Origin of the sequence: uncultured Wocania sp., from assembly GCF_964021735.1 — a bacterium.
Classification (GTDB): Bacteria; Bacteroidota; Bacteroidia; order Flavobacteriales; family Flavobacteriaceae; genus Wocania_A.
Window position 1 is genome coordinate 1 of sequence record NZ_CAXIBN010000293.1, and the last position, 1,709, is coordinate 1,709.

The following is a 1,709-nucleotide window of genomic DNA, read 5'->3' on the forward strand; positions in this document are numbered from 1 at the left end:
TTATATGATTTTTTAAGCTTAAATGTTTTAAAACAAGCAAATAATAATATCTAATTGCGAGTCTAAAATTGTTGTCTTTTTCGGCGTTTTTTATTAGAGTATTAATATCTGCATTTTCAATGTTTTCGGCTGTGATATCGTCGTAATCCTTAAGTTTTCTATTTTGTTTAGTAGAAAATAAACCTGTTCCTCCTTCGTTGAGTAAAATATAAACTAAATAAATTACGGCAATAGCAAGCGCTAAATAAAATAACCAAGCAAAAGGACCAAAGTTTATGCTAAAACTATCAGAATCATTTTTTTCTTTTATAGATGGGTCGCCGTTTTTATAATCTTCATATTTTCCAGAGCCGCTTTTGGATTGGTTTACAACCTCTTTACCTTCATAATTATATTTTCTGCTGGAATACCGCGACTTAAAATCATCGTCAAACTTTCTAATTTGCTCAGGCTCTTGTACTACTGAAATGCTAAAAACGTTTTGAGAATTAGCAAAAATCAAAATCAAAAAAATAATATGTAATGGTATTATTTTCAAATAGAAGGTGCGTTTAAATGAGGTAGTTGGGTGATTTCTTTTTGTACTTTAAAAGGATAAATTAAATAGTAGTAGCTTATAATTCCGAGTGTAATTAAAATGATTCCGACCGATAAAAAATGAGGCATAATATTAGAATACCGCGTTACAAATCCTTCTAAAAAACCAGCAAAAAACGTAAATGGAAAGGTGCTTATTAAAATTTTAACACCAGTTTTTGCACCGTTTTTAAACGAGGTGTAGCGTGAGTGTGTACCTGGAAACAAAATGCTTGCACCAAGAATTAAACCTGCAGCACACTCGATAACTATGGCAAAAATTTCCATAGAACCATGTATCCAAATACCACGAACACTCTCCCAAAACACGTCTTTCTCGTAAAAGAAATACTGGAAAGAACCTAGCATAATACAGTTTTTAAACATAATATAAAGCGTGCCAATACCACCAAAAACACCTAAGATAAAGGCAATAATACCTACACGAAGATTATTAATAGTAATGCCAATAAAGCTACCCCAATTACTTCCGCTTTTATAAACGGCAACAGGATCGCCAGCTTCAATATTTTCTAAAGACATGTTTACATAATTATCGCCTAAAATAGAACGTACAAACTCACCATCATTGGCTGCCGAAATAACTCCTATAAAAGTAAATGCAAAAAAAATGATGAAAGCGATGTAAATAAATTTTCGATATTGATAACAAATTAGTGGAACTTCAGTTTTCCAAAAATCAATAATCCTATTGGTGTTTTCTCTTTTGGTTTTATAAATTTTTTGGAATGCCTTTGCAGCTAACTGATTTAAATATACAATTACCTTACTTTTAGGGTAATAGGTTTGAGCGTAAGCTAAATCGTTAATTAAATGAATGTATTGCGATGCAAGTTCGTCAGGATCTTTAAAGTCATTATTAAAAATGGCTTTTTCAAAACTCAACCATTTTTCCTTATTTTGTTTGATGAATGAAACTTCCCTCATATATTTCTTCTGTAAAAAACTAAATTTTGCACAAAAAAAGTTACAAAATTTAGTTTCACTTCAGTAACCAACCTTTGTTAATCCATGTAATTTTTTCTTTAGTTATTATCAATTTTCAAAAGAAAAAATTCATGTATTTTTGATAAATTAAAATATAAAATGTCAGAGTTACAAATTAACACGAC

1 protein-coding gene and 1 pseudogene are annotated in these 1,709 nt (G+C 30.0%); both read right to left on the reverse strand.

Annotated elements, in window-relative coordinates; genetic code table 11:
* Positions 1-538: pseudogene (locus AADI82_RS15090) on the reverse strand (hypothetical protein); the annotation flags it as partial.
* A complete protein-coding gene (locus tag AADI82_RS15095; RefSeq protein WP_341217229.1) occupies positions 535-1,524 on the reverse strand; it encodes a stage II sporulation protein M in 990 nt (329 codons plus the stop codon). The pseudogene AADI82_RS15090 and the gene AADI82_RS15095, both read right to left, overlap by 4 nt.
* Between the last annotated feature and the right edge of the window lie 185 nt (positions 1,525-1,709).

Excerpts from the sequence above, each read along its gene's own strand:
- AADI82_RS15095 (WP_341217229.1), bottom strand. The coding sequence starts at position 1,524 with ATGAGGGAAGTTTCATTCATCAAACAAAATAAGGAAAAATGGTTGAGT.